At 42.1% G+C, this 5333-nt stretch carries 5 protein-coding genes and 1 pseudogene; 1 reads left to right on the top strand and 5 read right to left on the bottom strand.

Annotation, left to right across the window (positions count from 1 at the left end):
- Nucleotides 1-144: 144 nt before the first annotated feature.
- The gene (locus BIZ37_RS29325; protein ID WP_187464548.1) at nt 145-1155 is read right to left on the bottom strand and encodes a DUF2860 family protein; all 1011 of its coding nucleotides are present in this window, start codon (nt 1153-1155) and stop codon (nt 145-147) included.
- 244 nt (nt 1156-1399) lie between these two features.
- Nucleotides 1400-1741 carry a helix-turn-helix transcriptional regulator gene (locus BIZ37_RS29330; RefSeq protein ID WP_187464549.1) on the bottom strand — a complete coding sequence of 114 codons (342 nt, stop codon included), beginning with the start codon at nt 1739-1741 and terminating at the stop codon, nt 1400-1402.
- 374 nt (nt 1742-2115) lie between these two features.
- Here BIZ37_RS29330 and BIZ37_RS29335 point away from each other — a divergent pair, with 374 nt between their 5' ends.
- Nucleotides 2116-2847: a class I SAM-dependent methyltransferase gene (locus BIZ37_RS29335; protein ID WP_255526957.1), complete on the top strand. Its 732-nt coding sequence runs from the start codon at nt 2116-2118 to the stop codon at nt 2845-2847.
- A 58-nt stretch (nt 2848-2905) separates the two neighbouring features.
- Here the strand turns inward: BIZ37_RS29335 and BIZ37_RS29340 are convergent, their stop codons facing one another.
- The 3 genes and pseudogenes from BIZ37_RS29340 to fusA all read right to left on the bottom strand — a co-directional run.
- Nucleotides 2906-3979, bottom strand: a complete 1074-nt coding sequence (locus BIZ37_RS29340; RefSeq protein ID WP_187464551.1) for a DUF3626 domain-containing protein — start codon at nt 3977-3979, stop codon at nt 2906-2908.
- 152 nt (nt 3980-4131) lie between these two features.
- Nucleotides 4132-4662 carry a GNAT family N-acetyltransferase gene (locus BIZ37_RS29345; RefSeq protein ID WP_187464552.1) on the bottom strand — a complete coding sequence of 177 codons (531 nt, stop codon included), beginning with the start codon at nt 4660-4662 and terminating at the stop codon, nt 4132-4134.
- Between the two features lie 113 nt (nt 4663-4775).
- Nucleotides 4776-5333, bottom strand: a pseudogene (fusA, locus tag BIZ37_RS29350) (elongation factor G); the annotation flags it as partial.

The raw sequence follows: 5333 nt of genomic DNA on the forward strand, positions 1-5333 counted from the left end.
GCTTTATGATGATTGAAGACATTAGTAATTATCTAATACTAATCTATCTATCGGTTTATTTTAGAATTCATAAACCTGAGATTAACTTTTTCATTAAAAGATTTTTAGATGAATTTGGCAATAAAACATTAATAGATTGATTTATTAAAATCGGTATAACATCCCAGCATTGACCATCAAAACTTGAGAGTCATAGAAAGAAATATCGTTGTTATCTTCAAACCATGCCACACCAGCATTAGCTGTCCAGTTTTTCAAGCCAAACGGTTTGCTGTAGAAAGCATTTACACTGACACCGTGCAATTTACTATCAGCTTTTTCGCCAAAAACAGGATTTGCTTCATCCGCTTTTTGCTTTGATGCGTAAACGTTGGTGACAAAACGCCAATCATCGTTAGTGTATATATAGTTTGCACCAATAGAATATCCTTCCCAGGCCATTGCCTTACCCTGAGTATCATGCTTTGTGTATGAAACTTCAGGTGTCACAATATGCCTTCTATCTTCAGAGCTAAACTGGTATCTTGCCTCAACTTTATGATTATCACCATTTCGATTTAGCGCCGTTCTTTCTGCATCTGATAAATTCAGCGATTGGCCATTTTGCTCATTGTCGATTTCAATCTCTCTGTATGAGTATCGTAACTCTAAACCAGTGCCATAGATTTTATCCCAAATCAGTCGATAGCCATTTGCCGTCCTACCAGTTTCTTCACGTGCTCCGCCTGTTTTAAATGGATCTGACCAGACTTCTGTTTCTGCAGCGGTATAGAGCACACTGGCTCCCATCACACCTGCCTTACCAAGGTTTTGACGTACACCAGCAAACGTTGAAAGATCAAATCGAATATAATCTTCCAACCGGTTACCAATAAAGATCTGTGTGCCTGTTTCAGCAAAAGTATAAGAAATTTCACCAGCTGCTATCATCATGGCACTACTCTCACTTTTGGCAGAGCCATAAGAGTTAATAGATTTTTCGCTTAAATCGATAAAGCCAGCACTGGCTAATTCATTTGATTTTACAGAGACGCCTCCAGCACCGAGGTTAACGTACCCACTGAATCCACTTTCTTTGGGGATTGGATCAATCGCATTTGCGGCTAGAGGAGTAAAAATGAAAGAGCTTAACGTTATATAGTGTGCCAAACGCATAATCTTGTCCTAACTGTTTGTATTTATTAACTGGTTAATAACTCCTTTTACATCATCAATTGGCAAAGCCATTTGCCAATGCCTCGATTTCAAGAGATTTTTGTATTAAAAGTTAAATGCATAGGTGCACATACATGCACCTAATAGATAGAAGAATATTAGAAGAAAAACTTCTTTAGACATCATTTGATTGTAAATTGGTCTATCAATGGGCATATTTTTACAGCCCATAGATATTATTTCATTAGGAAGAACTGTCTTTTTTTATCTCAACAGATTGAATAGCTCGAATGTTAGCAGCAATAACTTCTAAACGGCTAGCAAGCTCTTCAGCTCGAAAAGTATATAAAGTATGTCTTCCAACCTTTTCGCTGCTGACAACCCCTACTTCATGCATCGCTTTGAGGTGCCGAGAAACTACGGAGCGATCTTGCGACACATGTTCAGCAATGGTACTAACATCTGAGGTACCTAGACTAATCATTATCTGAGCAAGCTGGATCCGAACAGGCTCAGAAAACACTTTGAACAACTGGGATTCCAAACTGTTTTCGAAAAACCGTTCTTTTCTTTGTAAATCTGTCATTATCTTCTTCATGGGGTGAACTTTAATGTATGCGTGCACATAAATGCAAGCATTTTTATGTGAATTTCAGCACTCATTTTTTAATTATCGTATTATCAATAATATAGAACCTAAATTTTTTCCACATCTTTTCTAGACCGAACATTAACCACATACTCACGCACACGCATAATAAAGGCTTCAACAGTCCCTTAATTACTTATGGCTCATTGAGCTTTACCATGAATAATACAAATCGAAACGAGCAATGTTTTTTGTTTTTCTCACTGTGTTACAGGCTGTATCCTGCGCAACCTTTTGTTTGCAGGTTTACACTAGTGACTACACCGTCCTCCAATGCGTTATACACCGACTTATCAGGCTATTATGACTTGATGTGTGCTGATATTGACTACAAAGCACAGAGTACGTACGTGCGCAGATTACATCAGCTATTCGGCAATGAAGGAAAACGTCACCTTGATTTGGCGTGTGGGACAGGTCCTCATATCAGGCACTTGGTTGATAATGGTTACCAGAGCCTAGGGTTAGACCTCAACCAACCTATGCTGGATCAGGCTAAAATTCGCTGTCCCGAAGCAAGCTTTATACAGCAGGATATGACTCGCTTTGCCGTTGAGAGCCAAGTCGATTTGATCACCTGTTTTCTCTACTCTATCCACTATTCGAGTGACATAGAGAAGCTAAAGGCATGTATTGCAAGTGCTCACGCTGCGCTGCGAGATGGCGGGATGTTCTGCTTTAACGTGGTAGAAAAGGACATGATCGATAACAGTTCATTTGTAAGCCATCGTGCTGAGCATGACGGCGACAGCTTTATCTTTGCTTCTGGGTGGCACTACCCAGGCAGCGGTGAACAGCAAAAACTCAGATTAAGTATCGAAAAGCAAAGTAGTGGCGAGATCCTAAAGTGGAAAGATGAACACCCTATGGTTGCGGTAAGCTTTGATCAAATGCGCCATCTGCTTGAGCCGTTTTTCGAGGTATATATGTTCGAGCATGACTACGAAAAAATTGTCCCGCTAAAAAGTACATCGGGTAATGCCTTCTTCGCTTGTATAAAGCGTGAGATTTCAGTTGCTAACGGACAAGAACTCGCAGCCTAACTTTTTTTAAGCGCTGGGGCCGCAGTGATAAGTTATCTTCCTGCGGCTCTCCTGAAAATCACCCAAACTTAACCAAAACATGCCATAACAGTTTTAGTTGCTGAAGTTCGGCTTGGACTTTAACAGGCGATAAGCCAGCATGGTTATCGACAACACGCTGGGCTGCCTGACCGATAGCCAAAGCTGTCACATCGCCGTCAATTGCAACTTGCTTTGCGAGGTGGACCATATCGGGTCCACGAAAGTCATCGGGAACACTTTCAACCGCCAATCGATATGCTGGACGCCACGCTAATTCAATATCATATGTTTGCGCTAACTGCTCAAGCGCATTGCCAATTTCAGTATCCTTAAATGATGAATCAGCTATAAGGCTTTCAATATCATTGGTTAAACTGATATCACCGTGCACTTGCGCTTCGATATAATGATCGAGGTTCCTTGCTTTTTGCTGAGTTAATCGGGCAACAAGATCTTTACCAAAGGTAGCTAAATCACCCTTTAGATATCTTTCGACGAACGGCTTTGGGCGGATATTGTGTATACCCAGTACTGTATCCCTCTCAAAACACTCCAATAATGCTGCAGCGAAAATGGGCTTAAAGCTCTCTAAAGTTCCCCTAGTTTGCGGGGTTTGGAAAGAATCACCAAAACAGAAAGTCGCACGTTGGCTCAGTTCAGGTTTAAATACGAAATAACATGAACCAAACCTCGGGCACGGACCATCCATATGCTTTGCGATATCCAGCGCTCCATACTTGGGGCGTTGGTTTAAAGGTTCATTTGTGAATACATCACCAAAAAGGTGGTTTTCCCACTGGGCACGCTCCCCTTCTTGGTGTGGATCAAGCTTACCGTTAGATACAAACGATTCGAACTGGTTGAGGTAACGGCCTGAGTGTTGCATTGATTCAACAACCGTTAGCCCATTGGCAGTCACTCTATCTGGGTGGAAGTGTGCAGCGATCTGCGCTTTCTGTTGAATTTGGTCAAAAAACTGCGTCACCAACTGCTCGTCGATGTTCGACATATCTAAGATATGCCCAAGAGCCTGCAATTCGTTAGTATTTAAGTTCTTTGCATATTCGCTAACATAGCGAATCGCATTGAGCGGTGCAGTATTCTGATTCATCAAAACTCCATGATAGATTTTTAAACTAATCAATAATCTAACATAGAGCTTTCGTCCAGCAAGATACTATTGTGGAAGATCTAAAGCATAACGATCTTGTTAGTGAGGGATATCACCAGTGCCAAGGTAATTCAGCAATCACTCTTTACGATTTAGGCAGTGGTTTTGCTATACACCACAGTATGGCCAAGCTCTCCTGAGGGTAACCGCCTTTCATTTTTCTTCAAGCATTCAAACTCAAAGCCACAACGCTCGGCAACAGCGCGGCTTGGATAATTCTGCTCCGCCGCAGTGATTTCAATACGGTTGGCTCTTAATTCTTGGAATGCATATTCAGCCAAACAATCCACAGCCTCTGTCATGTAACCACAGCCATAAGCTGACGTTCTCAGCCAGTATCCTATCTCAAAATAAGGGACAGCAATGTCCCTAACTAGAAGCCCAATAACACCTATAAACCGACCTGTCTTCTTTTCTATAAGGGAATATCGAAGCTCCCCTTCAAAAGCTTCGAAATTGGCTATCGCTTGCTTGGTATTCTCAATGGATGCCTCTTCAGTTAAGGCATAGGGCACCCAAGGCAGGAACACACCAAGTTCTTCTTGGCTTTCGATAATTGCCTCAAGCATCATTGCTGCCCTATCCAAAGATGGTGGCATCAGTATTAGCCTTTTGGTTTCCATTTTCCTTAACCTATCAACGAGTTCCTTACTGAACATATCAAACCGTTTCAACGTGCTCAATAAATAGGCTCCTATCTCAGGAGCCTATTTATTGTTATTTCTACAAGGTATCGCTAGCACGCTGCTTCAGCAGCACTACACACCTTTTTCTGAACGGTATTTGGTGCAGGCTCATAATGGCTAAGAGCCATACTAAATGTCCCTTCACCACCAGTCATTGCCCTTAACCTCTGGGAGTAATCGAGCAGCTCGTTTTGCGGGATCCGCGCTTTTAGTGAAGTGAAATTGTTCTCTTCAGATTGGGTACCTAAAATGACACCACGGTTCGCAGCCAAATCACCACTAACATCACCGACAGAATCCGTAGGGATTTGAAGGTCTAGTTCAACGATAGGCTCGAGTACGATGGGGTTAGCATTGTTTACTGCGTCGAGGAAAGCTTTTTTGCCGGCAATCACAAACGCGATTTCCTTTGAATCAACAGAATGGTATTTACCGTCATACACAGTGACTTCTACATCATGGATTGGGTTACCGGATATGGCTCCTTCCTCAACCGCCTGTCGGATCCCTTTTTCTACTGCCGGGATCAAGGATGTCGGAATAGCACCGCCCACCACTTTGTTGATAAATTTAAACCCTTCACCCCGCTCCAATGGCCTGACTTTTAG

Source organism: Photobacterium sp. BZF1 (assembly GCF_014349205.1).
Classification (GTDB): Bacteria; Pseudomonadota; Gammaproteobacteria; order Enterobacterales; family Vibrionaceae; genus Photobacterium.